The organism is Veillonella sp. CHU740, from assembly GCF_003992055.1.
In the GTDB taxonomy this organism is placed as follows: domain Bacteria; phylum Bacillota; class Negativicutes; order Veillonellales; family Veillonellaceae; genus F0422.
The window spans coordinates 14,773-41,621 of record NZ_RQVD01000015.1 but is presented as its reverse complement, the minus strand read 5'-3'; the positions used below and the strand labels follow the sequence as shown (position 1 = coordinate 41,621).

Genomic DNA, 26,849 nt, shown 5'->3' with positions numbered 1-26,849 from the left:
AAGAATAGCGCTAGCTATTTAGATAGCTAGCGCTAAGAACTTCTTATATGAGCAGCCCCCACATTTGACAAAGAGCCATATAATACACAATATCTATGAAAGTTTCATGAAGTTTTACAAAATATGATTAAACTTTTATATGTGCATACATTCACTTCATATTCTATTTTATAAATTTGCGCCCTTACCAATGGCTTTCACCAAACGAGGTCTCCAATGAAATACCGCTTGATATGCCACATAACCAAAGGCAATTACAATGGCACCGCCTTGCATTGGCATGGATCCACTCGCATAGATAGCATAGCTATCATAAACGATAGCTATAAAGCTCATCACATAGATCAATCGACGCAACGATACAGGAGCTCCTTCTACAGCAAGCATTTTGTTCACTGCAAAGCAGCATAGAATGTATGGAAATACATTCGTCACTACCGCTAAGTTCACCAACTCTGCAAACTGTTCACTCAAGCTTTCATCGGTCGTCATCAAGGCCATGGCCCCTTGCAACACCAAGAGGATCACGATCCCACGCACTGGTGAATCTGCTCGGTTTACACGAGCGAATACCTTAGGAAAGAATCCTGCCTCTGCACAGCCTTTGAAAACACGGCTCAATGTGAATTGCCATCCCATAATGGCTCCAAAGCAGGAAATCGCCATCAAGGCCATCACAAATTTACCTACTACACCATCAAACATGTAGGCAAAGACGAGACCAAATGGCGCCGTAGAGTTCACCAACTCTAGGTTAGGAATAATCCCCGCCATAATATTTGTCGATACAATATACACCACGGCTACTGCCAAAGTGCCAAAAAATGTCGCAATGGGAACGTTTTTCTTAGGATTTTCTACAGCATCTGCATTTGCCGCAGCAGATTCAAACCCTAAAAATCCCCATAATGTCAATGAAATCGATTGACTTACCGCATCAAATGTTGGTAAGTGTTGCGGATTCCATGCCGATAAATACATATCTAAATCAAACCAATACCAGCCAAAGGCCCCAATAAATAAAACTGGTAGCATAGTGCCCCAAATGGTAATGTTACTAATACGCCCTGTGCTAGCATTACCTCGTACATTGACGAGTGCTGTTACTATGAGCAAAATAATGGTGGCTACACTGACTTCTAATGGCGTCGGTGTCAAGTCAAATAGCACAGCTCCATAGCCAATGATTGAAATTGCTATCGCTACATTGGCGATCACCAAGGATACGGCATAGGAATAGTTTGCCATAAAGTGTCCTGTGCGACCAAAGCCATATTCTACATAGCCTCCTAGGCCTCCATGCTTTTTCGTAAATAGCCCACATTGAGCAAAAATATATGCCAAAGTTAACGACCCAAACACGGTCACTAACCAAGATAAGATAGATATGGTACCTACCTGTGCTAACTGAGATGGTAGCATAATAATTCCAGCACCCAACATATTAGCTGCCACAATGGACGTCAGTTGGAATACAGACATTTTTTTAGCGGTGGTGTTCATGTATCAAGCCCCTTTCCAAACATCACTTGAATCTCTTTCAAGTTTCCGTATCATCAAAACCGCTAGCATAGCTAGTCCTTACGGAATGAGTTTGGATGTAGCTACGCAGTCCTATTTATATATCGATTCATTGTAACACCTTTTTCACCTCATGGATAGATATTTTTTCATATTTTGATGGCATCTCTATAAGTTTCTAGAATTTATAAGCCTTCCTATGATATACTATAGAATATATGCTTTGTCCATGTGAAAAGAAAGGATGTCCTTATGCAAGAACAAATCTCACAATTAATTGGCGATGTCAATGGGTTTCTATGGAATTACATTATCATCGCGCTCCTCATCATTGCAGGATTTTGGTTTACGTCTATCACAAATTTTGTGCAAATACGTAAAATCCCTGAAATGTTTCGTATCTTAAAAATGGGAGCTATTGAAAAAAGTAAAGGTGATCATCACATCTCCCCATTCCAAGCGTTTTGTATCAGTGTCGCTTCTCACGTAGGTGTAGGCAACATCGCTGGTATTGCTATTGCTATCTCACTAGGTGGCCCAGGCGCTATCTTCTGGATGTGGTTCATCGCTATTTTAGGTGCCGCTACAAGCTTCATCGAAAATACATTAGGTCAAATTTACAAAGAACGTCGTCCTGATGGTTCCTTCCGCGGTGGTCCTTCCTACTACATTCGTCATGGATTAAACAGTCCATTTCTATCCATTATATTTGCCATTCTTATCAGTGTAACCTATGGTTTAATCTATAACTCTGTGCAAGCAAATACGATTGCTTTATCTTTGCAACCATGGCATATTGATCCTTCCTTATCTGGTATTATCGTAGCAGTTTTATCTGCTCTTGTTATCTTCGGTGGTGCAAAACGTATTGCCCAAACAGCTGAGTTTTTAGTGCCATTCATGGCTGGTCTATATGTGTTAATTTCTATCTACATTGTCCTTGCTAACATCTCTGTATTCCCATCCGTTATCGCAGCTATCTTCACAAATGCTTTCACATTTGATTCCGCCGCAGGTGGATTTGTGGGCGCTGCTGTTATGCAAGGGATCAAACGGGGTCTATTCTCCAACGAAGCCGGCGAAGGTTCTGTGCCAAACGCATCTGCTTCTGCTGATGTAAACCACCCTGTAAAACAAGGTTTAATCATGTCCCTTGGAGTATTCGTAGATACAATTCTTGTATGTAGCGCTTCTGCATTCATCGTCTTAGTATCTGGCGATTATGCTCACACAGATTTAACAGGGATCGCCCTTGTACAACATAGTATTGGTCAACAATTAGGCTCCTGGGCGCCTGCTTTGATTGCTTTATTTGTATTCATGTTTGCCTACAGCTCCATCATCGGCAACTATTTCTATGGTGAAGTAAACATTGCACACATGACAAAAAACAACAAGTTTGCCATCAATCTATTCCGTGCTCTTGTAATTATCATGGTATATATCGGTTGTGTATCCGAATTAAACTTTGTTTGGAATTTAGCTGACTTATTCATGGCCTTCCTAGTATTATGTAACGTAACTACTATCCTACGCCTTGGAAAATTAGCTACCATTGCATTGAAAGATTACTTTGCACAAAAAGCAGAAGGCATCGAAGATCCAATCTTCGTCCGCGATATCTTACCAACGCAAAAAGGTATTACTTGGTGGCATAAAGGTCACGAAAACGAATAATGACATACTGAAAGGGTCCTTCGGGGCCCTTTTGCCTATTAAACTATAAAAAATAGAGGAAAGTTGATACTTTTTGATCAACTTTCCTCTATTGTATTGGGAACTATTTCGTTACAGCCTCTTATATAATGCTATTCCCTGACAACCCCTTATATTCTATAGCTCCTATTGTATGTCGCTTAAGAAAAGTCATTTACACAGGTATAGCTCGTTCTAATCGGAAGGAGTAAATATATACTTCTTTCACAGGGTATGGCGTCAATCGTTCCAATGCCTCTTTATAGAGCATCAACTGGATACAATACCGTTCTATTAATTCTGCTTCTTCTAAACGGTCCGTTTTGTAATCTACCAAGACCCACGCATCCCCTTCTAAAAATGCCGTATCGATGATCCCTTGTAGGAACAATTCTTCTCCATCTACCATCTCTGGATACACACGATTGGCTGGGAACAACATACTAAATGGCAACTCTCGTTCCACTCGCTTGGATCTAAGCAATCGCTGTCCTAGGTCACTATGAAAGAAATCATACACACGCTTTTCACTAATAACTTTTCGTTCTTCTTTGGATAGATAACCTTGTAAGGTTAAAGTATCTAAGGCTTTACGCAGCGCAGGTCGTGTATAGGATTGTAATGGCAACCACTGCATCACAGTATGCATTAATGTGCCCCAACGAGCCCCACTTTGCATAGGTACATCTTCTTCCATCGATTGTAAGGTCACTGCAAAAGGCCCTAAATCCTCTTCAAAGTCCCCCATTCCTAAGGTATCTAGCTCCATAGGAATATCCTGCATAGGGGATTCTTTACTTTCATCCTCTATCACAATATCATGTGCGTCATGTTGAGCATCACTTGGTACCGCGACCTGTAGCCTTTCTACTCCATATAATGGCTCTATCATCTGTTTTGCTAATTCTTCTAGCTCTACAAAGCGCCGTTTAATTTCCGATACAGAAATCTTTGCTGCTCGTTGTGTGGAAGTTTCATAAGGATAGATATGAGTAAATCGTGCTTCCAACGTTGGATCTAATGGAGGTGCCTCGACGGGCTCTTGGCGTTCCACTAGTTGCAGTTTACCATCTGCTGTGGGCCGTTCTGCCTCTATCACCGCATAGTCATTCCCATCATGTACGTGTAGTACAAACGGACACTCTTTATAGGGAATATCTGGGAACTGTGGACTTTCTACTTCTGCAAAGCGGCGTAAGTCCGTTCCCCCTTGCACATGACGAGCCATACTGCGCAATATCCAGTCCAAATAGGAATTGCAGTCCAAAATATGCTCTTTCGTTAATGCCGTTTCTCCCCATTGCAAGATAGGAGCCACTAGTTCCCCCATCTTTTTCGTAGCTGGACGATCGGTAGAGCCATTGATAGAGCCTTTCATAAATCCTGTAATAAACAGTTTATCTTTCGGCCGAGTCAAGGCTACATAGAGGATACGTTCCTCTTCTGCTTTTAAGTCTTCCTCCAATACCTGTCGCACAAAGAGCCACGGCAACGAACTATAGAGGACTCGTAAATCTGGGAAGTATCCCTTTAAGCCTAATCCATATTCCTTATGCAACAGCAAGGAACGGTTTAAATCCATTTTGTTAAACTTCTTTTGTGTTCCCATGAGGAATACCACAGGAAACTCCAAGCCTTTACTTTTATGAATCGTCATAATGCGAACTACATTGTCTGCTTCGCTGACAGTTTTCGCCACGCTCAAGTCTTGGCCCGAAGCCTGTAAACTTTCAATAAAGCGCAAGAACCGGAATAGACCACGGTAATTGCCACTTTCATATTGTTTCGCCCGATCATAAAGAGCCAGCACATTACCACGGCGCACGAGACCATTTGGCATGGCGCTCACGTATTCTACTACGTGCAATGTTTCATAGATGTGCCAAATTAAATCGGTAATCCCTTGGCGGCGAGACATGGTGCGCCACGTATCCATAGAATCCACAAAGCGAATCCAGGCAGGATTTCCCTCGGTCTCTACAAAGTGACGGAGACCGCTCCATAAACTGTCCTCACCTACGGCGATACGAAGTCGCCCTAAATCGTTTGCATCCATACCAATCAATGGAGACTGCAATACGATAGCCATCGGTAAGTCTTGCTCTGGATTGTCAATGATTTGTAACAAAGACAAGACAAATTGCACTTCCATAGCGCTAAAATAGCCCGTTTTTTCCTCTGCATAGGCAGGAATCCCTGCATGGCGAAGCAATTCTATCATACGATTGGCAGATCCTGAAATGGATCGTTTTAAAATGACAATATCTCGCCATTCCATCGGTCGGAAGGAGCCGTCCTTATCTTGTACAAGGGCCCCTTGTTCACGAAGTTCTTGAATTTTCTTGATGACAAAGAGCATTTCTTTTTCATCATTTTCTAACTCTTCTGCTTCCTTATCCTCTTGGGCTTTATCTGTATCACAGCACAAGATATGCACTTCTACATCGCCACCCACCCAATTCGAAGGAGGATCCTCTACCACACGCCCTGTATGGAGTGCTTCCGCCTCTCCATAGGTGAGACCTGCACCGTCTTCCGTCATGATTTGCGAAAAAATAAAATTCGTCACCGCCAATATAGCATCATGAGACCGGAAGTTTTGAGATAGATCGATGCGTCGTGTCATACTATTTTCGTCATGACTAAAACGATGATATTTGTCCATAAATAGCTGTGGATCTGCCATGCGGAATCCATAAATGGACTGCTTCACATCACCCACATAAAATCGATTATCTTCCTTGGATACAAGGTTCACGATCGCTTCCTGTACCCCATTTGTATCTTGGTATTCATCGACCATCACCTCTTTGAACGTATCTTGCAACTCCAAGGCTACTTCAGATGGCAGCAACGTCTCCTGCGAATCAGGGTCTACTAACAAGGCTAAACAAAGATGTTCCAAATCGGAAAAATCAATCATCCCCGCCTCTTGCTTGGCCTCTTGAAAGCGCCCATGAAAGTCTTTTACAAGGCCCATAATTCCTTCCACTAAAGGTAGCAGCGTTTGGATTTGCTCTTGCCAATCTGCTTCGGTAATACCAAAAGCACCTACCGACATGCCTTGTAGCATAGTTTTTCCTTCGGTAAGTATGGCTTTGATTTCACTGAGGATGGCCGGGTCACCTTCATTCATTGCTTTTGTGGCTCGCAGCACAGGGAAGCTAAACCCACTAATCCCTTGCACCGCCACTTGCATGGCATCCCATTCTGTGGCCTGTGCCATGGCTTGTAACAGCGTTTGCAATTCGCTGACCTTCTCCATCCACTTATCAAAGCCTTGCCCCATAGCTGCTAATTGTTGGGCTCGTTCAAATCGTCCTAATAGGTATTCAATTTGACGTTGCTGTTCCTTCCAAAAGGCCTCCCCCCACAGAGTCGCTACCATAGGCATAGTTAAAGCTTGGCGATATCGATCACAAGCCGTTTCTAACCATCGCATAGGCTGACTTTGGGCTAGGGCAAAGAAATAGATCTGCAGTAACATCTCTCGCAACTGCCCATCAGATTGGTCTGTACTGAACATGTCACTCACATCATAGATGTTGTGCGCCCCTGTTTCATAAGCCTCTAGCAATACCGCATCCAGTACGTCTTCTCGCATGAGTGCTAATTCACCTTCATTGCCCACTGTGAAAGAGGGATCAATATCTAGTTTATAAAAGTAACTGCGAATGACCCATTGGCAAAAGGAATGCAATGTAGAAATATGGGCAGATGGCAACATATTCAATTGTTCTTCTAAATACGGATCCCTTGTTTCCTGAAACTCTTCGGCTAATTTCACCCCAATACGAGCTTTCATCTCTGCTGCTGCCGCCTTTGTAAAAGTCACCACCATCAACTCTTGAATGGTCAATTCTCTTCGTTTCAGTCGCTGTATCATGCGCTCTACTAGAACTGCTGTTTTACCAGATCCTGCAGCGGCAGATACTAGCACCGTTTGTGATGGTAACGCTCCAGGTTTGGGAGCATCAATCGCACTTTGTTGTGCCTTAGTCCATTTCATAGGTCGCTTCTCCTGTACGAACTTCTTCCATTTTTTCCAACGCTTCTTCCTCTGTCATAGTCCGAATATATCGATATTGCTTCTGTCCCGATTCAAATCGGCACAGTGCCTGATATTCACAATATTGGCAAGGTCGTAACTTGTCTTTTTGATACGGGCTGACTGGGAAATGCCCTGCCATCATCTGTGTACCACTAGTAGAGATAATCTGCTTGGTATACTCTTTCATAAGACTAAACTGTTCCATCGTTTTCAAGTGCTTAGAAGAACGACTATCTGGGGTTCCATCTTTCTTTACAACGATTGGTACATAGGGGGAATTGCTTTGGTAGCCTCGTGTCATATCCATGGATTGTAATACATCATCATCTACGAAATAGCCACTATTCTTCAACACTTGAGAACCTTCTTTTTCCAGTTCTGCCTGTCTATGATTCACCACTTCTGCTAATTTAATCTGCGGATTTTGTACATAGGTATAGACCGCTGCCGCAGTACCAATAGAATCTTCTGTATTCTTTTCCAGTGCTAGCAAATAGGTCATTAACTGCAATTTCAATCCATAGTAAATTTCATCGGCCCGCACAGTGGTGCCTCCCGATTTGTAATCGATGACCGCCGCATAATGCCCTAAGGGTCCACGGTATTCATCGACCCTATCGATTTGTCCACGAAGCAAAATACTCTCCCCTACACCTTCTCCTAAAGGAATGCGCACAGAGTGCCAATCGGATTGACCCATGCCAAAGCTCTTTTCCACTTCTGTGGTAGCAAATTCACTCTTTTTCGACCAATCTACTAGTCTCGACACCGTTGCCGATAAGGTTGACGTCAATCGACTATATAGTTGTGATTCATAGGCATTTCGCTCATCTGTACCCATCACAGCATCGGCCGCTTCATGACACAGTTGTTCTTGTTCCTCTTCTGTCAAATCACGCCACTGTCGTTTGGTGCTCAACAAAGTTTCCCCTAAATACCGCAATGTATCATGTAGGAAGGTACCAATTTCGGGTGCTCCAAACGATTTTACTTTCCGCGGAGCTAACCGCAGTGCATATTGCGCATAGAAACTATACGGACATCTATGGTATCGTTCTAATCGTGTCACAGACCCGGACAACACGTCACCACGCAATAATAATTGTCTCACAATATCTTTTGTAATCTGTGGGACTACATTGGAATCAAAAGCCCCTCGTGTAGCAAAGAACACATCTCCACGATACGAACTTTGGAGGCCCCAATTATACAGGCTCCACCAAACCGGACTAATAGGTTCCCCTTTTTTCACCATACTCATACGGCTAGACAAGAGGCCTAAACTTTGTTTCACATTCCAAAGATACTCTCTTTCCTTATCTTCTGGTATAGATAGTGGTGCTTCTTCTACTGTTTTCACATAACCGTACTGTTGCAATCGTCGCACTACCAATGATGGTTCCATGCTCGCACCTTCTGCATCCGAAGTAGCATAGGACAAGTACAATCCTTGACTCGCCCGTGTACAAGCTAAATAGAACAAGAAGTTTTCGTTGAACATTTGCCCTAGTGCACCAGCTGCCAATTGCACGCCTACTTGTGCTAGCGCTTCTCGTTCACCATCTTTTAATATTCCCTCATCTCCCATTTTTTGTGGGAATACACCTTCATTGAGCCCCAATACATAGACTTCCTTTGCCTCTGCCATATAACTGCGGTCAATAGTGGTCACTGTCACATGATCCAAAGATGGTGGCACGATGGAATAAGTTACCTCGCTTAATCCTTCTTCTAACAGTAAGCCCATTTCCTCTGCGCTGAGGTAAGCTGTACCTGCTACTGCCATACATTCTTCTAAAAGTTGTATAGTATGTTTATATAACTGCAAATGGCTAGCACTTTCCTGGACATCTCCTTTAGCTTCTGCCTCTGTGTACCATTGGTGCAATTGATGTGGAATACGCCAATCTTGCATGGTCTGAAATAAAAATTCGCCCCACTCTTGTGCCGTATGAGATACTTTGCAAAAATCATAGAAAGGACGCAATCGTTCCATCACTCGGTGACGGAGATGGTTCATTTCTTCTTGTAATTCTACTTCGCTCTCTTCCCCATAGTGCCAGCTTTCACGCAACCAAGCAGCCCCCGTAATACCATGGGCTAAGCAATAGTTTTCTAAACGATCCACTTCACGACGTTCTAAAGGAGCAAAATCCGTTTTCAACAGACGAAACACTCCATCATGATCGAAAAAGGTTCTAACACAGTGAAAGATGCCCTGCAAAAATTCTGCCAACGGATGGCTCGTCATCTGTTTACGTTGGTCAGAAAAATACGGGATTCCATAGGTAATACAGGCTTTTTCCAATAGATCTCCATAGGCTTCCATATCTCGCAAGATAATAGTGCAATCTTTCCAGCGATGCGCTGGATCCTGCTGATACGCTAAGATACGACGACATACAGCATCCACTTCTCGCTCACGATGATAGGCACGCACCATAGGAATCGATAGTTCCGTTGTATTTGGCTTCATCGGTGCAGAAAAAAAGTCTCTGTTCAATTGTTGTAGTACAGGTGTGCCTCGATACACCGTCTTCATCTCGTGAATGATCGCCTGTGGATACCATTTCATCAGGTCTTGATAGGTCTCCCAAGTTCGGTAATACAAGGATCCTTTACGACCATGTATATTGGCATCCAAGGATGGTAACGTTAATGTAATATGGCAGGATTCGCTCAAGGAAAATAACCGTTGCACCAACTTGTATTGGATGGGTGTAAACCAGTGAAATCCATCCACAAACACATGCACATGCTCCATGAGAGGTGACTGCGGCAATACAGCAATGAGGTCTTCCAAGGAATCTCCTACACCTAGTTCCTCCAAGGCCTCTTCATAACGACCTAAGAGCAAGGATAATTCTTCTAACTTCCTCCCCAAAACCATAGAGTCCACTTGTTTTGCTGCCTGCCCTAACTCTGCGGGCGACACACCAAAGGCTTTGCAATCCGTAAGCACACTTTGCAATACATCCCCAAAATGGGCTTGCTTTGCCGCTTGCTTAAATAAATCTAGTTCTCCTTGTGATTGTTTTAAAAGCACTCGCAACAGCAATTTACGGCCCATGTCCGACAGCCCACGTTCTTTCACAAGCCCCAAGGATTGATACACTTGGTATGCCAAGCGTGTAATCCCTACTACGCGCACCGTAGTGAATCCTTTTTCACGGCGGAACTCAGCTAGTTTCCGCTCCATCATATATGTAGCAGGATCCGGCACCAATAGAATGATCTGGTGTTCCGGATGGTCCTGTAAAATACGCTCTATTTCTTTGAAGCAAGCCCATGTTTTCCCCGTGCCAGCTCTGCCTATATATACATGTGGTTCCATGTCAAGCTCCTTTCCATAACTCATGGTATGATGTATTCTATCTCTATCCTATCATGTATGACATACTTAGTAAAATTGCCAGGCCGCATCGACCTGGCAATATATATATGTAATTAACGATAGGCTACTCGCTTTGGTTGCATATCATGGAAGTGCAGACGCTCTTTCGCTGTCGCTTCCCAATCAGTTCCTGGCTTGCCATAGTTGGCATACGGATCAATAGACAACCCACCACGAGGGGTAAATTCGCCCCATACTTCAATATATTTAGGCTCCATCAAGGCCACTAAATCTTTCATGATGATGTTAATGCAATCTTCGTGAAAGTCTCCATGGTTGCGGAAACTAAACAAATACAATTTCAAAGATTTACTTTCCACCAATTTTTCATCTGGCACATAGGAAATATAAATCGTTGCAAAATCCGGCTGTCCCGTCATAGGACAAAGGCTAGTAAACTCTGGGCAATTAAATTTCACAAAGTAATCATTTCCTGGATGTTTATTCGGAAATGCCTCTAGTACATGGGGAGCATAATCTGTAGGATAATCTGTATGACTTCCTAATGCATGTACCCCTTGTAATTCTTGTGCATTGCGACCACTACTCATGAATCACTACCTCCTTCTTTCTATACACTACTCTCTCTAATGCATTGATGAGGAAGTAGCTAACCACACCACATACGAACTGACCTACTACGAGGGAGCTCACTAATACCCAATACGGAACTGATAAGAAATAGGACAACCAAATAGGGACTATCAATCCCGGTACCAATGTAATGATAGGAATCAATACCCAGTTGCCAAACCCTTGACGTTTCGCAAGCACAATCAAACCTGTTGTGACTAGCCCTACGATAGCTCCACCGATAGCATCTACCATGCCGAAACCACCCATCACCGTATTACTCACAAAGTTCGCAATCCCAAAGGCGGGAATGGTGAACGGAAAGATGGCTGACAATCCATATAATGCGGTAGCAATGCGCACCTGATACTGACCAAAGGCAAAGCCCTGTGTACCGATCATCAACGCCAAATACATGGCGATGGAAATGGCAGAAATCGTCAATCGTTGTGTGTTGTTAAATTGTTTCATTATAACTCCTTAGTTTTGTTTACAGACAGGAGGATCTCGAACTGTCTTTCTACTACATACTATGACCCTATGTCATAGTCACCTAGACCATTTCTAGGATTTATGGGACTATCCACCGATGACCGATCGATCCCAATGGATGTCCACTATTAAGTATACCGAATAGTTTCGATAAAAACAACTCCATAAACTTACGTCGTAGGTATTTCTTCTTTCTTAGAAGGCTCTTCTTTTGTACTTGCCATGGCTTCTTGTACTGCTGTATCCATAGGTTGCAAGGCATTCACATCTGACGCCACTACACTAGGTATGACCATATGTAGCTGACTGCGCTTACGCTTTCTTTTCTGAGGTGTATGAATTTGTACAGCTCCCTGCTGGCGCAGTCCACTCGTATCGATAGTGAAAGCATCCATCTTTTTCTGAATTTCTTGTTTCGATAAAGCTGGTCGCAGCACAATAGGAGTGCCAATTTCCTTGCCCTCTTCTTTTTGACGACCTCTTTTGACTGCCTCTTTTGCCGCTTCTTTTTCCGCCTCTTTTTCGATATCATAGTTCATAATCAAGCGGCGATTTTCACTGTACAGGCGCAACACAAGCATCTTATCACTTTCATTCATCACTTCACGAGTGTCAACCACGTCAGCAATGAGAGGAATCAATTCCTGTTTTGTAAAGGATCGTGATCCTAGTTCGATGCCCTTCGTATCTGTGACCGCCCCATGCTTGACCAATGTCATAAGCGCTTTGTACTCCCAATCAGATGGACGTACTACACTGTAAGGATTGGCCTCTGCCTGTGCCACAGACAGACCGCCCACCACAAGCGCCAAAGCTAGATAATATCGTAATTGTTTCATATACAAATCCTTTCTCCTATGCATGACGACCTACATATTGGGCATCGGGAAAACAGCGTAACCATTCTGTTTCGCTCTCTGCACAAACGGCAACCACCACCGATGTAGCAGGACCACCACTATGGTCTAGTACCTCATCTGTCATAGCAATTTCATCCAGAGGTGCTCCCTGCCATGAAGCCAATACCTGCAATTCTTGACGGATGCCTCGAGAACCAATCGGCACCATACGCATGGTGCTAGGATGTGCCAAAGCACGGTGAAGTTCTTCGTAGGTAACAATCCATTCTGGATGGGCTACTACTTCTGGCCCTACCAAGGGGCGACCTAGTACGTATACCGCATAGGGTTCACCATTTCCTCTCACTTCAGGCTCTCCCACTCCTAGAGCAGTGATGCCTACAGAGGTGGTGGTGACCTCCATATTGCTTTCATGGCTACCATTAATAGGCACCTCTATACCTGCTCGTTGCAGTTCTTCTTGAATCCCTTGCACCACAGGAAGCACAACTGCCTCATAGGCACCGCCGATGAGGTATTGAATGGCTTTCACAGACCCCTTAGCAGACAATATTTCCAACATCGCCACTCGTGTAGCAAAGGCCCCCACCATGGGGTAGGGCACTTGCAATACATCATGTTCTTGTAATCCGATTCCACTGCTAATATCACTGGCGATAAGCCAATCTTCGCTAGGTCCTAGCGATACCCGTGTTATATCTCGATCATTCATGCGTAGTTCCACCAAACACTCGATTCAGTTGGCTCACCACAAGAGCTGCCAACACATAATTCCATACATAGCCCAAAGATAATAGCGCCCACATAGATCCGATTACCTCTGTGCTGCCCATCATCAATGCCGTAATGGCCAACCCAATCCATACATTGATGATATATCCTACTATACCACTAACTACATAAGAGAAAGATGAAGTCATCTTGCGAAAGGTCACCCCCACCATTCCTGCCGTACAAGCCATAATCAATGCTACCACCCCATGTACTGCGGGCCCCAGAGGGAATCCCGAATAGGCTGCTGCCGCCAAATGACCTAAGGCACCTAGGATGGCTCCCGCCATAGGTCCCAACACTAAAGCCCCTACAAAGGCAGGGGAAGAATCAAAGGATATGGATCCCCATAGATGAATTTGGCCCCCAATGGCACATACAGCAATTAAGAGGGCATATTTAGTCAACACTCGTATATTCATAGTTGTCACTCCCGTTCTATATCGTCCGATATATTCTATCTTTATTATAGGATACGCCCTACTAGAATGCAATCGTTCATAGTCTATTCATGTCGACCCTGTATACTTATCATAGAATTCCCCTTTTATCTCACATGGAAATACGTTACAATACAAATATACTATCTCGTATGAAAGGAGCTATTATGAAAATCCTAATTGTAGAAGATGAAGAAATGCTAAATAATATAATCGCCAAACGATTGAAAGTGGAATCTATGACGGTGGATCAATGTTATAACGGAGAAGATGGATTGGATTACATCTCAACCTCCAGTTATGATGTGATCGTTATGGATATTATGATGCCGAAATTAGATGGTCATGCTGTGGTTCGCCAAATGCGTGAAGACGGCAACAAAACACCGGTCTTGTTCTTAACCGCCAAAGATACACTGCAAGACAAAGTATCTGGTCTTAACCTAGGGGCCGATGATTATCTAGTGAAACCCTTTGAATTTGATGAACTTGTTGCACGCATCTATGCACTAGCTCGTCGTAATCGCAACCAAGCTACCGAAGATATCATTGCTGGTCCACTATGCATCAACGGCAAAAGCCGTGCTGTTTCACTCAACAATGAGCCTATCACATTGACAGCAAAAGAGTTCGATTTATTATTCTATTTAGCGAGCAATCAAAACATTGTCGTGTCTCGTCAACAAATTCTCGATCACGTATGGGAATATGATTATGAAAGTTACTCGAACCTGATTGATGTATACATCAAAGATTTGCGTAAAAAAATTGATATCGACGAAGATAGAAAACTAATTCAAACCGTTCGTGGTGTAGGCTACGTATTCCGCACCGAGGAGCCATAGATGATAGCTTTCGTCAAACGCTGCTTCCACTATGTGGAATCTCTCTTGATGCGCGTTCCCTTAGCCTATAAAATTACTAGTTGGTATTCCATATTTCTGGTACTTATGATTGGTCTATTAGCTGTCTTTGTGATCCAGTTCACCCATGTGTGGGATCAAAATGAAATGCGAACAGAATTACAGGAAAATGTGATCGAAGCTGCTAGTCATCCTAAAAAATATAAGCCTTTCGACGATGGTGTTTTTCTTGTAGTCTACAGTCATGATGGCATTGTATTACGGGGCAGTCTACCGGATGGTTTTCCAAAGTCAGCACCGCCTTCTTTCGATGCCATAACAGAAATACAAGCAGAGCAATCTTCTTTCTTGTATTACGATGCCCCTATCCAATACCGACCAGGCATGCAAGGCTATATTCGCGGCATAGTACCTATGAATGTATTAGACCGAAAAACAAATAATATGTTCTTTGCCTTATTAGTAGGCGGAGTATTATTCGTAACGATCGCTACTATCGGGGGCTTTTGGATTATTCGTCGAGGATTAAAACCAGTGCGCACCGTGGCCGATGTGGCTGCACAAATATCTTTGAAACGAGATTTATCAGAACGCATCGAAAACATCCCTCAATCGGGAGATATTATGTATCGATTGGTGTCTACTTTCAATAACATGCTCAGCAGTTTAGAAGATGCCTCTAATCGTGAAAAGCGATTCAATGCTGATATCTCTCATGAACTACGCACACCGATTGCCGTCATTCAAGCGGAAAGTGATTATGCTCGTCAGTATGTAAGTTCTATCGAAGAAGCCAAAGAAAGCTTTGAAAATATTTTCACGCAAAGTAAAGGCATGACGGATATGGTGACGCAACTTCTTGAGATTGCCCGCCTAGATAGTCTGAAGGATATCAACAAAGTGCCCGTTTCCATATCAGATGTAGCCAATCAATTACTACTTACGTACTCACGCTTGGCTAAAGATAAAGGGCTTACCTTAACGAGTCATATCGATGAGTCTATCATCATCCCAGGAAGCCAAGTCTTGTTACAACAAGCGATGGCTAACTTATTGGATAATGCCTTTAAGTTTGCCCATTCTACAATTCACTTTGAAGTATCTGCCGCAGATGTCATTACTATTAGTGTCCAAGACGATGGCATCGGGGTCCCTGAGGAAAGCATCCCTATGATTTGGGATCGCCTCTACCAAGTGGATCCATCTCGCACCTCAAAAGAGAACAAGGGCCTTGGATTGGGTCTATACTTTGTACATAATGTAGTCTTGTTACACGATGGTACTGTCCATGTAGAAAGTACACCGAATGAGCGCACTCTCTTCATGTTCCAGTTGCCAATATATGAATAATCTAACTATATAAAAGGGGCTGTTTCTTTTATCAACATGCCATAATCCAATGGTAAAACTAGTTGGCGAGGCATTACTAGTTTGGTATAATTAAATTCATTGGTATGGTCTAATTATACCAATGAAGAGGCCCCTTCGAGGTCCTTTTTCTTAGAAATATAGAAAAAAAGCTATGAGTTGAATATATAAAATCAACTCATAGCTTTTTTAGTTTAAAGGGCTGTTTTGTTACAGACACTTTACGGCTCGATGCGGAAATAATCCGCAGGAACGGGGGCGAGGATGCCGACAAAGACAAAGTCTTTCGTGCCTGTATTTTTCATCCCGTGGCACATGCCCTTAGCTGAGACGATGATATCGCCCTTCGCGATGGGGTGCTCCTCTCCGGGGGTAGGGTAAAAGACGCCCTCTCCCTCAATGCAGATCCATATATCATCTGCATTGGCGTGACCGTGCGGCTGAATCATCTGCCCAGGCTTTATGACCCAGACGACGCCGCTCGTTGACTCCGTGCTGTAGATTGGCGTGCGCGTTGCGACATTGCCCGCCTTTGCTACATCTGCCATGCGAAAACGTCGCGTTGCAAAATCGTTTGTGATTTCATTTGCCATGATGTTTGCTCCTTTCAGAAATTCGTATTTTATATTGTTTTAGGCCGCTCAGTCAAAGTAAACATCCTCATATCCTTCGCCGTAGTTGTTCCACTCATTATATAGATCATCCGCGTGGCACGGGATATCACTATGGATTTTGTCTAGCTGTCCAACTTCATTTTACAACAAACCAATTCTTATAGCAACAATGCGATTTGATCTTGTCAAGATCAGTTGACAAATTCTCTTTAGGAGAATACAAATACTGTAACTCTTTATAGTCTAATTATACCAATGAAGAGGGCCCTTCGGGGGCCTTTTTCTTAGAAATATAGAAAAACCTATTCTTGTATATTCGGCCGCCGTCCATACACCTTCAGTACAACATATCCAATGATAACCATACCTAAACCCGCTACGGAGAATACATAGGAAATACCGAAATATGTGGCTACTAGACTCGCAAATAGTGGTCCCATCATATTGCCTAATTGTTGTGCTGTGGTGGCTAATCCAAAGACACGACCTCGCACAGATGGATCTGTGTTAACGGTCATCGCCGATCCTAATGACGGGAAGATACCAACTATAAATACACCAATCAATAGTTGCAAGGCTCCAAACCACCATAAGCCGAATGGTAAACTTTGCAAGATAAGGACCATCCCTGTGCCCAATAGTGCATAGGATATCCCTTTAAAGTATCCCTTCCGCTGTCCATAGGCAGCCCATAAGTTTGTAGTAATCATCCCCATGACACCGCCACCGCTGAGAATAGAACCTGCCAGCATGGCCGCTCCTTCCATAGAGCCTTTTAAATCCCCTACATAAATAGCCACGATTGGCTGTAGCATAAGCATAGCCGACTGCACTACAAAGTAGAGTGCTAATATATGAATCAGTACGCGATTCCGCTTCGCTTCTCGCAGATCATCCATAAACGAAGACACTTGTACAGGCTTCTCCGTTTCTACGATTGGTTCTTTCACAAAGACAGCCACGGCTGCTGTCACAATGAACAAGGTAATGCCCGCCACCAAAAAGACAGGTCGCATTCCAACGGCCAGTTCTGTAAGACCACCTGTAAAAGGTCCTACCGTATTGCCTAGAACTAGGCCCATCTGAAATATTCCCATAGCCGTGCCTACTCGTTCCTTCGGCACTGATAGGGATACCATGGTCATCGCCGCAGGCATAAATCCATTGGCAAACCCTTGAAAGGCGCGCACTAACAATAGTTGAAATGCATCTTGCACAAAAGCCCCAATCAAATAGGACACGCCGATGAGTATCCCTGCCCGAATGGCCATCAATTTTTTGCCATGACGATCTGCCAAACGCCCCCATATAGGCGCCATCACGGCTGCTACAAAAAACGATATGGAAAAGGTAAGTCCAGACCAAAGGGCCAAGCCCTCCTGCTCCACACCGAGTTCTAATAAATAGACTGGTAAAAAGGGAATGATCATGGTATAACAAACCGCCAATAAGGACATGCCAATTGTCAATATCCAAACAGCGACCATCCCCGTTTGCTGTAATCCTTTCATACTTCACATCCTTTACATATATCTATGAATGTATTGTAACATATCTAAGAGCGATTCCACATCTTTTATTCCCATACAAATAACATAGAGGATACCTGATTTCTCATCATCAAGTATCCTCTATGTGTTACAAAAGAGTCATCTATATACTCTTTCTTATTTCGCACCTATATTGCGCATCATCTTTGCTAATAAGGCACGCAATGTTTGTTCTTCCTCTGCAGACAATCCAATTGCATCGTCCATCACATTCGGTAAATGTTTCACTTTTTTCTGCAAGGACTGACCTTTTGCGGTCAATTGAATCACCATGGAGCGGCCATCTCCTCTGAATCGTTCACGAGTGATAAAGCCTTTCGCTTCTAATTTGCGTAACAATGGTGTCAATGTACCAGAGTCTAGGCTAATTCTATCTCCAATCATTTTCAAATTTGCTGTCTTGTATTCCCAAATGACCATCATCACTAGGTATTGCGTGTACGTTAAGTCCAACGCAGACAACACAGGTTGAAAGGAGCGAATTACTTCTTTCGCCGTAATGTACAGAGGAAACGCCAGTTGGCTTTCCAAATTCATTTGATTCTCTTTTTTCATCTTTCTCTTCCCTTACTCATTCCCTTACAAACTACACTGTAAAATGACGATCGATTACGTCTTGTAATGTTAAACTTTGCATATACTCTCGTAAGTGATTTTGTAAATGTTCCCATAATGGCAATGTACGACAACCTTCGCTTAACGGACATGTATTGACCTCGTCTTCTAGACAAGCCACAACAGCAATGGAATCCTCCGTAGCTGCTAAAATATCATATACCGTATAGTCTTTTGGTTCTTTTGTGAGCTGGTACCCACCATATTTACCACGCACACTCTTTACATAACCAGCGGCACCTAAGCGAGCCACAATTCCTTCTAAATATTTATCAGAAATTTTTTGGCGCTCTGCTAGTTCCCGAATGGATACATTACGATCCTTACTATGTTCTGCTAAGTCTACTAACACTCTAAGTGCATATCGACCTTTAGTAGAAATTTTCATAAATAATACCTCTTCAAAAGTAGGATTTATTCCTTGTTTAGTATTATATAAAGAATACCGAAATTTGTCTATATATTAATCTGCATATATAATGCATAAAACGCATATATACACTCCACTATATGAATATATAATACTATAAATAAAGTTTTTTACACCTCGCAAATTCTATATATGCCTTTGTTAACTTTTCATTATCTATTTATTAAATATAATTATAAAAAATAAAACTTTTATAATTTTTTTGAATAAATTTTGCCAAACCCTCTATATTATCCATGTGTACTGTGCTACAATAAGGAAGTACTATTGTTTATTTCTAGGAGGGGTACCATGTTAGAACGGTTATTCGCACTAAAAGAGCGAAATACTACGATCCGTACGGAAGTCCTTGCCGGGCTTACTACATTTATTACCATGGCATACATTCTATTGCTTGCGCCAAACTTATTAAGTTTAGCTGGTATGGATAAAGATGCCGTATTAATTGCCACAGCCTTAGGTGGTGGTTTAGTCACAATCGCTATGGGCGTATTTGTCAACTATCCAATTGCCTTAGCACCAGGTGTAGGGCTATTAGCATTCTATTCATTTACCGTTGTTCTCGGTATGGGATTGAGTTGGCAAACAGCATTAGGTGCCGTATTCATATCCGGTCTTGTATTCCTTGTGCTCACATTAACAAGAATTCGTCAACTCATCATCGAAGCAATTCCTACATCATTAAAAATTGCCATTACCGTAGGGATTGGCTTATTCATTTGTATCATTGGTTTAAAACTATCTGGCCTTATGACCATTGCTTTATCTTTACAACCAGGTACGTTAAATGATATTGTCAGCGCGAAAGGACACGGTGCTCCTGCTCCTTCTGAAACATTATTGACACTTGGTAACTTAGGCAATCCAGAAGTACTATTATCCTTATTCGGATTGTTCTTCTCTGCAGCCTTGATGGCTCGCCGTGTACCAGGCTCTCTATTGATTGGTGTCATCACCACATCTATCCTGGCCTATGCCACTGGCGTAGCTACGTTGCCAGACTCTATGAGCATTATGGCCATTCCTGATTTCAGTAAAGTAGCCTTTATGGAATTAGATATTGCATCTGCCTTCCATGTAGGCCTGGTGACGATTATTTTCTCTTTCACCTTCGTAGAATTGTTTGACTCTATGGGTACCTTGATTGCGACGGCCTCTAAAGCAGGCATTGCAGATCCGAAAAAAGGTGAATTCCCTGGTCTTGGTAAAGCCATGATTGTAGACTCCCTTGGCGTTAGTTTCGGGGCAATGCTAGGTTCCAGTACCATTACAGCCTTCGTTGAAAGTGCTGCTGGTGTCGGTGCTGGTGGGCGAACAGGTTTGACAGCTGTAACTTGCGGTATCATGTTCATCCTTTGCTTATTCTTTGCTCCTCTTATTGCCTTAGTGCCGAATGCAGCCACAGCTCCCGTACTCATCTTAGTAGGTGCGTTGATGATGGAAGCTATTCGTGAAATCGATTTCTCCGATTGGACAGAAGGTTTCCCTGCGTACCTAGTGATTGTATTAATGCCGTTTACATACAGCATTGCGAATGGTGTAGCAGCAGGTTTAATCGTATATCCATTAATGAAGTTCATCACTGGACGTCATAAAGATGTACACTGGTTTATGTATGTATTAGGTGCTATCGTATTAGCTAAATACATTTGGTTCGAGTAATCATAAACTGTAAACATACAATACCTATACAAAAGGGACGTAGTCACATACGCCCTTATATACAAAGAGGAACGTTGATGAAACAACATCAACGTTCCTCTTTTTTATATGCCTATTACTTATAATAAATCGTCTTCGTATACGGCTTCTTCAAAGAATAATGGCAATACATCATCGCTCATTTCATTCATCATATCGCGACCTGTTTTAGAGAACACCACAGATGCAGCAAAGCGCATCAATTCCGCTTCGTTCTCTGGATTTGCCACAAATTCATCAATGATTGTATCCATGTCTAAATGACGTTTCATAATGAAACGCGCCAACTTACGGCGATTCACAGGATCATTGACCAATGCATCTACATCGATCACATACTCTGGCATTTTAATCGCAATGTGTGTGTGGATTCCGTCTTCTTTCATCATAACCTCCTCTGCCTAACCGTATGGCTAAGCGATCTTACTATCTACTACTATATATTATTACTACCTATATGGTATAGGATTTTTATACACTTTACCTCTATCTATGCAGGATAGAAGAGGCGATTCGCCTACTCATTTATATATGAGAGAATCTAGCCACGGCGGCGTCCAAACTATCTGTATCTAGAAATACAGTATCTAAACATAGGCCATGTGCTGGCGCTGTTTTGCCGATTAACTGCCGGTTCTCTCCAGCGATAATACGTGGTACATCCTCTGGGTGAAAGCGACCTAAGCCTACATCCACCAAGAAGCCTGCCATATTCCGCACCATGTGATACACAAATCCATCGCCGATGACATGAATACGCACAGTAGGGCCTTGTTGCTGCACTTTCACAGCGTACATCGTTTTCACTGGATCTTGTACCGTTGTATTGTGCCCTTTAAAAGAACTAAAATTATGCGTTCCCTCCAACGCTCTCCCCGCTTGTGCCATCGCTTCTATATCCAAAGGCTTGCGCACATGGTAGGCATAGCGCAGCTGCAAAGGATCCACAACAGCATCATTATGAATGGTATAGATATATTCTTTGCCTTTCACATACTGATGGGGTGTCCAATCTGATGGCAATTCCTTGGCCTCACGAACCACAATGTATGGTGGCATATGTGCGATGAGGGCGCGCATCAAGTTGTGGACGGGAATCTTCCCCATCGTGGTGAAAGCCACTACTTGTCCCCTCGCATGTACTCCTGCATCGGTACGAGATGAACCATAAATTGTGATAGGTTCATTACAAACTTTGGATAAGGCTTCTTCCAAATAGCCTTGCACTGTAGGACCATTCTGTTGTCGTTGGTATCCACATAGCTCCGTCCCATCATAGGCAACGATAAGCTGTATCGTTCTCATACCCTCTGTCATATACCAAAGCCCCAACGCAATACGGCGAGTAATAGACTAACTACAACCACTGCTCCTACGCCATAGAAATCCAAGTTAGAATAGCTCAGTTCTTTCATACGGGTACGACCTTCGCCACCACGATAGCAACGAGATTCCATAGCTACCGCTAACTCATCAGCTCTACGAAAGGCGCTGATAAATAATGGCACTAATAAAGGCACCATATTCTTAGCCCGTTTCACCAAGGACCCGGTCGTAAAGTCTGCACCACGAGATTCTTGGGCTTTCATAATGCGATCTGTTTCCTCTAGTAATGTAGGGATAAAGCGCAAAGCGATGGTCATCATCATCGCTAGTTCATGAGCTGGGACACCAATGCGTTTCCAAGGATTCAACAACCGCTCAATACCATCCGTCAATCGAATCGGCGACGTTGTATAGGTCAACAAGGAGGAAAAGACGATTAAGAAAATCAATCGTGCTGCCATGAGGCCCCCTAAGTTAAGACCTTCGCGACTAATATGAAGCCAACCGTAGGAGAATAGGTACTCCCCTGGTGTAGTAAAGATATGAATCGCCAACGTAAATACAATGATTACCCACAATGGCTTAATCGATAGCCAAATCAATCGCAGTGGCAACCGAGATAGCGCCATACAGCCAAACGTAAAGGCAGCTACAATACTGTACGTCACCAAGCTATCCGCAAAAAAGATAGCTACGATAAAGAGCATGGTAGCCATAATTTTCGCCCGTGGATCCATGCGATGCAGCACAGAGTTCCCTGGGAAGTACTGTCCAATCGTAATATCACTTAACATGGCGCACCTCCTTTACATAGGCATACAAATCCTCTACTGCCTCTTGTACATGAACACGGTCAATATTCACTGGAATCTGGCGGTCTGCCAATGATTGTAATGTCTGTGACAGAGGTGGCACATCGACGCCTGCAGATTGCAATGTTTCACGATCATGGTGGAAAATCTCTATAGGATTTCCATCCAATAACACCTGACCTTGATGCATCACAATGAGACGATTGGCCATACGAGAAATATCTTCCATATTATGGGACACAAGGATAACCGTAATGCCTTTTTCCTTGTGTAATTTCATAATTTCTCCAAAAATTTCTTCTCGCCCAAATGGGTCTAGTCCCGCAGATGGTTCATCAAGAATTAAATAGGACGGGTCCAAAGCGATGACACCTGCAATGGCAACACGGCGCATTTGTCCGCCCGATAAATGAAAAGGAGATCGATCTGCGTACGTATCATAGTCTAAGCCTACAAATTCCATGGCTTCTCGCACACGGCGATCTACTTCCGCATCATCATATCCTAAATTACGCGGCCCAAAGGCAATATCTTTAGCTATGGTTTCTTCAAATAATTGATGTTCTGGATATTGAAAAACCATCCCTACTTGATGGCGAATCTCTTTGACTTCTTTTGTTTTTCCCACCAAGTCAACGCCATTCACTGTGACAGTCCCTGACGTAGGATGTAACAATCCATTTAAATGTTGCACCAATGTCGATTTACCGGACCCTGTATGACCAATAATCCCTACAAATTCTCCTTCATGGATGGTCAAGTTAATATCATGTAAGGCTGTTTTTTCAAAAGGAGTTCCCTGTCCATAGGTGTAGGTGACATGTTCTAATTGAATTGACATAAGGCCTCCCCTAACTCTTCATTCGTAGTAATACCACTTGGCATAGCAATACCTTTATCTTGTAAGCGCACCGCAATTTCTGATGGCACTGGCACATCTAGGCCTAACCCTTTTAAAGTATCTACATTCATAAACACTTCTTTAGGAGCCCCTTCATCAATGACTTCCCCTTGTTTCATCACAATGATACGATCCGCTAAGGCCGCTTCTTCCATAAAGTGGGTAATGAAAACAATGGTAATCCCCTCTTCTTTATTGAGACGATACACCGTATCCATTACTTCTTTACGACCCTTTGGATCTAGCATAGCCGTCGGTTCATCTAAAATAATGCACTTCGGCTTCATAGCTAATACGCCCGCAATCGCAATGCGTTGTTTTTGTCCGCCCGATAATAAATGCGGTCCATGCAAGGCATACTCCGACATATTCACAGAAGCTAGCGCTGCATCCACACGTTTACGGATTTCTGGAGCCGGTACTCCTAAATTTTCTGGTCCAAAGGCTACATCTTCTTCGACAATAGCCGCTACGATTTGATTATCTGGATTTTGGAATACCATCCCTACATTCTGGCGAATATTCCAAATTAAGCTTTCATCATTTGTATCCATTCCTAAAACGGTAACGGTACCAGATGTAGGCTGTAACAATACATTAAAATGTTTGGCCAATGTGCTCTTGCCACTGCCATTGGTTCCGATAATACTGACAAATTCCCCTTCCCTGATGTGAACACTCACATCCTTGAGGGCATGTACCTCACGGCCCATTTCATCTTGATAGACATGACTCATATGGTCCGTAGCGATCATAATTTCATTCATTCTTATTCTCGTTCCTCTCTACGTAAGTACAATTGTTACTTCGTATTACAATCTCTTTCATTATACCTTGTAGGTGGCATTCATACAATAGGCAACCTGTGTTGATTCTAAAAGGTTGACAAATAATTGCACATCTACTTACAACCACTTATTAAGTCTTATATAGTCTTTTATATCTATCTGTCTCAACGAAGGTATAGCAAATCGACTTTCTAACTTTCACACAAAGGCAAACAGTATATAAATCGCCCTATTTCTGATATACTTATAAGTATATAACTATATGAAATAAACCACTCACTATAGCTCATGAGTGGATACTATGACACTTCAGAGAATAAAGGAGTTTTTATGCGATACAACACACGAATGACTAAAGAGCAAGCCAAAGAAATCTACGCTGACTTAGGGTATCTTTCCCAGCCTTTCCCGTATGCGTCTGCTCCATTTCTTGAAAGTTACGCTCGTCTATTAGGCCTTTCACCAGCTCCTGCTAGCACAGCTCGTATTTTGGAAATCGGATCTTCCTACGGCGGTAATTTAATTTCTCAGGCCCTGTTCTATCCGAAGGCGACTTTCACAGGCATCGAAATTGCCCCCACCCAAGTGAGCGTAGGCAAGACCTACATCGACCAATTAGGCATCACGAACCTTGCCTTGTTAGAAGGCGATGTGAATGAAAGTCACCAACACCTCGGCACCTATGATTACATCATTGCCCATGGTTTCTATTCTTGGGTGGACCAAGATACAAAAGATAATTTTCTTCGCCTTTGCAAAGAGCATCTAGGGTCGAACGGCATCTTGTACATGTCCTATAACACTTACCCAGGTTGGCATAAGATGGATAGCGTTCGCGCTCTCTTGGAGTTTGCCAATAAGGATATCGACACCTTGAACCATCGTGAAAAAGTTCGCCACGGTAAAACGATAGCTAGTAAGCTAGGCGCTCTTATGCTTGAGTACGATACGGTAAAAACCCAACAGGCATCATTTTTACAGTCCTTGCGCCAAACATTACAAAAACAAGATTGCTATGTAGGTCATGACCATTTAGAGCCAGTGAACACGCCGGTGTACTTTCACCAATGCATGGACCATATGGCAGAGCATGGATTTACCTACCTCTGCGATTGCGATCTAAATTTATCATTCCCTGATGTGTATGACGAAACATTGCGCACTAAATTACATGACCTAGCCCCTCATGATCCATTGGCTCGAGAACAGTACATCGATTTCATGCTGAACACAGCATTCCGTAAATCCTTGTTTACACACAAGGGAGCTACACCAAAACGCATTACCGAAACATCTGTCGCAGATGCAGACTTCCAACACAGCTTGGAACAATTCCTATTCACCCTTCGCATTCCATCGGAGCATTTAGAACCCATCTTTGAAGAGTTGGCAAAACGGATGCCTATTTCTGTAACAGATCCTAATCATATTCATGAAAGTGCAGCAAATACCAATAGCGATACTAATCCTGCTAATTCATCTAATGATAACGCTAGCGGTACTTCCGGTAATAATGATCATACCAAATCTATAGCTAAAGGCTTGGCAAATTTATTCCAACAAGAGGGTCCTCATTTCTATGTAAAAAACAATACATTAGTGACCTATACAGGAGAACATACCATTCCTAACATGTGCTTACCATTGTTCTATCAATTCCTAGTAGAACATATCATTCAAGGTGGCATCAGCCTGTCCGTGTTGGAAACAGAACATCCTTTCAAACATCATATTTTTGAAGAGAAGAAAAGCTACATCCCCGAGCGCTATATTCCATTCGTAGAGATTATGCCACAAGAAGGCGTAAACGCTTACATCTACCCTGGCAATCGCTACAATGACCCTATTTCCGATTTCAATGAAGAAGATTTAGAGTTCATGAAACTCCTCAGCAAGCCTACTACAAAACACGATGTGATGTGCAAAATCTACGAGGCTATGACAGAAGAAAGCATTAGCCCTCTAGCCTTACAACAATCCACCAAATACACCATGATCCTCGCTTTCTACGAAGAAATGATTCGACGTATGGAATACTTTGGATTTTTCGAAGTAGACGAGACACAATTTAATTAATACCAAAA

22 protein-coding genes are annotated in these 26,849 nt (G+C 42.9%); 5 read left to right on the top strand and 17 right to left on the bottom strand.

The genetic code is table 11. The annotated features are described in order from the left end of the window. Positions 1-168 precede the first annotated feature (168 nt). Complete coding sequence (gene potE, locus EO115_RS07965; RefSeq protein WP_126938415.1) at positions 169-1,503, bottom strand: putrescine-ornithine antiporter; 1,335 nt, start codon at positions 1,501-1,503, stop codon at positions 169-171. Between the two features lie 270 nt (positions 1,504-1,773). Here potE and EO115_RS07960 point away from each other — a divergent pair, with 270 nt between their 5' ends. Continuing rightward, positions 1,774-3,198, top strand: coding sequence for a sodium:alanine symporter family protein (locus tag EO115_RS07960; RefSeq protein WP_126938414.1), 1,425 nt, complete (start codon positions 1,774-1,776; stop codon positions 3,196-3,198). A gap of 193 nt (positions 3,199-3,391) precedes the next feature. Here the strand turns inward: EO115_RS07960 and addA are convergent, their stop codons facing one another. From addA to EO115_RS07925, 7 genes are all read right to left on the bottom strand, one after another. Next, positions 3,392-7,225 carry a helicase-exonuclease AddAB subunit AddA gene (gene addA, locus EO115_RS07955; RefSeq protein ID WP_126938413.1) on the bottom strand — a complete coding sequence of 1,278 codons (3,834 nt, stop codon included), beginning with the start codon at positions 7,223-7,225 and terminating at the stop codon, positions 3,392-3,394. Further along, positions 7,212-10,601 carry a PD-(D/E)XK nuclease family protein gene (locus EO115_RS07950; RefSeq protein WP_164724090.1) on the bottom strand — a complete coding sequence of 1,130 codons (3,390 nt, stop codon included), beginning with the start codon at positions 10,599-10,601 and terminating at the stop codon, positions 7,212-7,214. The genes addA and EO115_RS07950 overlap by 14 nt, the downstream gene beginning before the upstream one ends. A gap of 113 nt (positions 10,602-10,714) precedes the next feature. Next, positions 10,715-11,212: a preQ(1) synthase gene (gene queF, locus EO115_RS07945; protein ID WP_126938411.1), complete on the bottom strand. Its 498-nt coding sequence runs from the start codon at positions 11,210-11,212 to the stop codon at positions 10,715-10,717. Next, positions 11,205-11,705, bottom strand: a complete 501-nt coding sequence (locus tag EO115_RS07940; RefSeq protein WP_126938410.1) for a QueT transporter family protein — start codon at positions 11,703-11,705, stop codon at positions 11,205-11,207. The genes queF and EO115_RS07940 overlap by 8 nt, the downstream gene beginning before the upstream one ends. Positions 11,706-11,896: 191 nt before the next feature. Continuing rightward, positions 11,897-12,565 (bottom strand): hypothetical protein, encoded by a 669-nt coding sequence (locus EO115_RS07935; protein ID WP_126938409.1) that lies wholly within the window; start codon positions 12,563-12,565, stop codon positions 11,897-11,899. Between the two features lie 16 nt (positions 12,566-12,581). Next, entirely contained in the window at positions 12,582-13,298 is a 717-nt protein-coding gene (locus EO115_RS07930) for a hypothetical protein (protein ID WP_126938408.1), read from the bottom strand. After that, complete coding sequence (locus tag EO115_RS07925; RefSeq protein ID WP_126938407.1) at positions 13,291-13,779, bottom strand: ECF transporter S component; 489 nt, start codon at positions 13,777-13,779, stop codon at positions 13,291-13,293. The genes EO115_RS07930 and EO115_RS07925 overlap by 8 nt, the downstream gene beginning before the upstream one ends. Positions 13,780-13,964: 185 nt before the next feature. Here EO115_RS07925 and EO115_RS07920 point away from each other — a divergent pair, with 185 nt between their 5' ends. Together EO115_RS07920 and EO115_RS07915 are read left to right on the top strand one after the other, a co-directional pair. Continuing rightward, positions 13,965-14,642, top strand: a complete 678-nt coding sequence (locus EO115_RS07920; protein WP_126938406.1) for a response regulator transcription factor — start codon at positions 13,965-13,967, stop codon at positions 14,640-14,642. Beyond that, positions 14,643-16,010, top strand: a complete 1,368-nt coding sequence (locus EO115_RS07915; protein WP_126938405.1) for a cell wall metabolism sensor histidine kinase WalK — start codon at positions 14,643-14,645, stop codon at positions 16,008-16,010. It abuts the gene before it with no gap. 239 nt (positions 16,011-16,249) lie between these two features. Here EO115_RS07915 and EO115_RS07910 read toward each other — a convergent pair whose 3' ends face one another. From EO115_RS07910 to EO115_RS07895, 4 genes are all read right to left on the bottom strand, one after another. Further along, positions 16,250-16,621: a cupin domain-containing protein gene (locus EO115_RS07910; protein ID WP_126938404.1), complete on the bottom strand. Its 372-nt coding sequence runs from the start codon at positions 16,619-16,621 to the stop codon at positions 16,250-16,252. A 323-nt stretch (positions 16,622-16,944) separates the two neighbouring features. Then, a complete protein-coding gene (locus tag EO115_RS07905; RefSeq protein ID WP_126938403.1) occupies positions 16,945-18,153 on the bottom strand; it encodes an MFS transporter in 1,209 nt (402 codons plus the stop codon). 156 nt (positions 18,154-18,309) lie between these two features. Beyond that, positions 18,310-18,747, bottom strand: coding sequence for a MarR family winged helix-turn-helix transcriptional regulator (locus EO115_RS07900; RefSeq protein ID WP_126938402.1), 438 nt, complete (start codon positions 18,745-18,747; stop codon positions 18,310-18,312). Positions 18,748-18,778: 31 nt separating this feature from the next. Continuing rightward, positions 18,779-19,195: an Rrf2 family transcriptional regulator gene (locus EO115_RS07895; protein WP_126938401.1), complete on the bottom strand. Its 417-nt coding sequence runs from the start codon at positions 19,193-19,195 to the stop codon at positions 18,779-18,781. A gap of 333 nt (positions 19,196-19,528) precedes the next feature. On the opposite strand from EO115_RS07895, the gene EO115_RS07890 reads away from it, so the two are divergent. Then, positions 19,529-20,899, top strand: coding sequence for an NCS2 family permease (locus EO115_RS07890; protein ID WP_126938400.1), 1,371 nt, complete (start codon positions 19,529-19,531; stop codon positions 20,897-20,899). Between the two features lie 119 nt (positions 20,900-21,018). Here the strand turns inward: EO115_RS07890 and EO115_RS07885 are convergent, their stop codons facing one another. From EO115_RS07885 to EO115_RS07865, 5 genes are all read right to left on the bottom strand, one after another. Next, complete coding sequence (locus EO115_RS07885) at positions 21,019-21,327, bottom strand: hypothetical protein (RefSeq protein WP_126938399.1); 309 nt, start codon at positions 21,325-21,327, stop codon at positions 21,019-21,021. A gap of 136 nt (positions 21,328-21,463) precedes the next feature. Beyond that, complete coding sequence (truA, locus tag EO115_RS07880; RefSeq protein ID WP_126938416.1) at positions 21,464-22,243, bottom strand: tRNA pseudouridine(38-40) synthase TruA; 780 nt, start codon at positions 22,241-22,243, stop codon at positions 21,464-21,466. 8 nt (positions 22,244-22,251) lie between these two features. Next, on the bottom strand, positions 22,252-23,058 hold the full coding sequence (locus EO115_RS07875; protein ID WP_126938398.1) for an energy-coupling factor transporter transmembrane protein EcfT: 807 nt from the start codon (positions 23,056-23,058) through the stop codon (positions 22,252-22,254). Next, a complete protein-coding gene (locus tag EO115_RS07870; protein WP_126938397.1) occupies positions 23,048-23,917 on the bottom strand; it encodes an energy-coupling factor transporter ATPase in 870 nt (289 codons plus the stop codon). Before EO115_RS07870 ends, EO115_RS07875 begins: the two co-directional genes overlap by 11 nt. Then, entirely contained in the window at positions 23,902-24,744 is an 843-nt protein-coding gene (locus tag EO115_RS07865; protein WP_126938396.1) for an energy-coupling factor transporter ATPase, read from the bottom strand. Before EO115_RS07865 ends, EO115_RS07870 begins: the two co-directional genes overlap by 16 nt. A 351-nt stretch (positions 24,745-25,095) precedes the next feature. Between EO115_RS07865 and EO115_RS07860 the strand changes: the two genes are divergently transcribed. Then, the gene (locus EO115_RS07860) at positions 25,096-26,841 is read left to right on the top strand and encodes a class I SAM-dependent methyltransferase (protein WP_164724089.1); all 1,746 of its coding nucleotides are present in this window, start codon (positions 25,096-25,098) and stop codon (positions 26,839-26,841) included. Positions 26,842-26,849 lie beyond the last annotated feature (8 nt).

Excerpts from the sequence above, each read along its gene's own strand:
- EO115_RS07910 (WP_126938404.1), bottom strand. The coding sequence starts at position 16,621 with ATGGCAAATGAAATCACAAACGATTTTGCAACGCGACGTTTTCGCATG.
- addA (WP_126938413.1), bottom strand. The coding sequence starts at position 7,225 with ATGAAATGGACTAAGGCACAACAAAGTGCGATTGATGCTCCCAAACCT.
- EO115_RS07950 (WP_164724090.1), bottom strand. The coding sequence starts at position 10,601 with ATGGAACCACATGTATATATAGGCAGAGCTGGCACGGGGAAAACATGG.
- EO115_RS07935 (WP_126938409.1), bottom strand. The coding sequence starts at position 12,565 with ATGAAACAATTACGATATTATCTAGCTTTGGCGCTTGTGGTGGGCGGT.
- truA (WP_126938416.1), bottom strand. The coding sequence starts at position 22,243 with ATGAGAACGATACAGCTTATCGTTGCCTATGATGGGACGGAGCTATGT.
- EO115_RS07920 (WP_126938406.1), top strand. The coding sequence starts at position 13,965 with ATGAAAATCCTAATTGTAGAAGATGAAGAAATGCTAAATAATATAATC.
- EO115_RS07925 (WP_126938407.1), bottom strand. The coding sequence starts at position 13,779 with ATGAATATACGAGTGTTGACTAAATATGCCCTCTTAATTGCTGTATGT.
- EO115_RS07915 (WP_126938405.1), top strand. The coding sequence starts at position 14,643 with ATGATAGCTTTCGTCAAACGCTGCTTCCACTATGTGGAATCTCTCTTG.
- EO115_RS07860 (WP_164724089.1), top strand. The coding sequence starts at position 25,096 with ATGCGATACAACACACGAATGACTAAAGAGCAAGCCAAAGAAATCTAC.
- EO115_RS07885 (WP_126938399.1), bottom strand. The coding sequence starts at position 21,327 with ATGATGAAAGAAGACGGAATCCACACACACATTGCGATTAAAATGCCA.
- EO115_RS07895 (WP_126938401.1), bottom strand. The coding sequence starts at position 19,195 with ATGAAAATTTCTACTAAAGGTCGATATGCACTTAGAGTGTTAGTAGAC.
- EO115_RS07905 (WP_126938403.1), bottom strand. The coding sequence starts at position 18,153 with ATGAAAGGATTACAGCAAACGGGGATGGTCGCTGTTTGGATATTGACA.
- queF (WP_126938411.1), bottom strand. The coding sequence starts at position 11,212 with ATGAGTAGTGGTCGCAATGCACAAGAATTACAAGGGGTACATGCATTA.
- EO115_RS07900 (WP_126938402.1), bottom strand. The coding sequence starts at position 18,747 with ATGAAAAAAGAGAATCAAATGAATTTGGAAAGCCAACTGGCGTTTCCT.
- potE (WP_126938415.1), bottom strand. The coding sequence starts at position 1,503 with ATGAACACCACCGCTAAAAAAATGTCTGTATTCCAACTGACGTCCATT.
- EO115_RS07870 (WP_126938397.1), bottom strand. The coding sequence starts at position 23,917 with ATGTCAATTCAATTAGAACATGTCACCTACACCTATGGACAGGGAACT.
- EO115_RS07940 (WP_126938410.1), bottom strand. The coding sequence starts at position 11,705 with ATGAAACAATTTAACAACACACAACGATTGACGATTTCTGCCATTTCC.
- EO115_RS07930 (WP_126938408.1), bottom strand. The coding sequence starts at position 13,298 with ATGAATGATCGAGATATAACACGGGTATCGCTAGGACCTAGCGAAGAT.
- EO115_RS07875 (WP_126938398.1), bottom strand. The coding sequence starts at position 23,058 with ATGTTAAGTGATATTACGATTGGACAGTACTTCCCAGGGAACTCTGTG.
- EO115_RS07890 (WP_126938400.1), top strand. The coding sequence starts at position 19,529 with ATGTTAGAACGGTTATTCGCACTAAAAGAGCGAAATACTACGATCCGT.
- EO115_RS07865 (WP_126938396.1), bottom strand. The coding sequence starts at position 24,744 with ATGAATGAAATTATGATCGCTACGGACCATATGAGTCATGTCTATCAA.
- EO115_RS07960 (WP_126938414.1), top strand. The coding sequence starts at position 1,774 with ATGCAAGAACAAATCTCACAATTAATTGGCGATGTCAATGGGTTTCTA.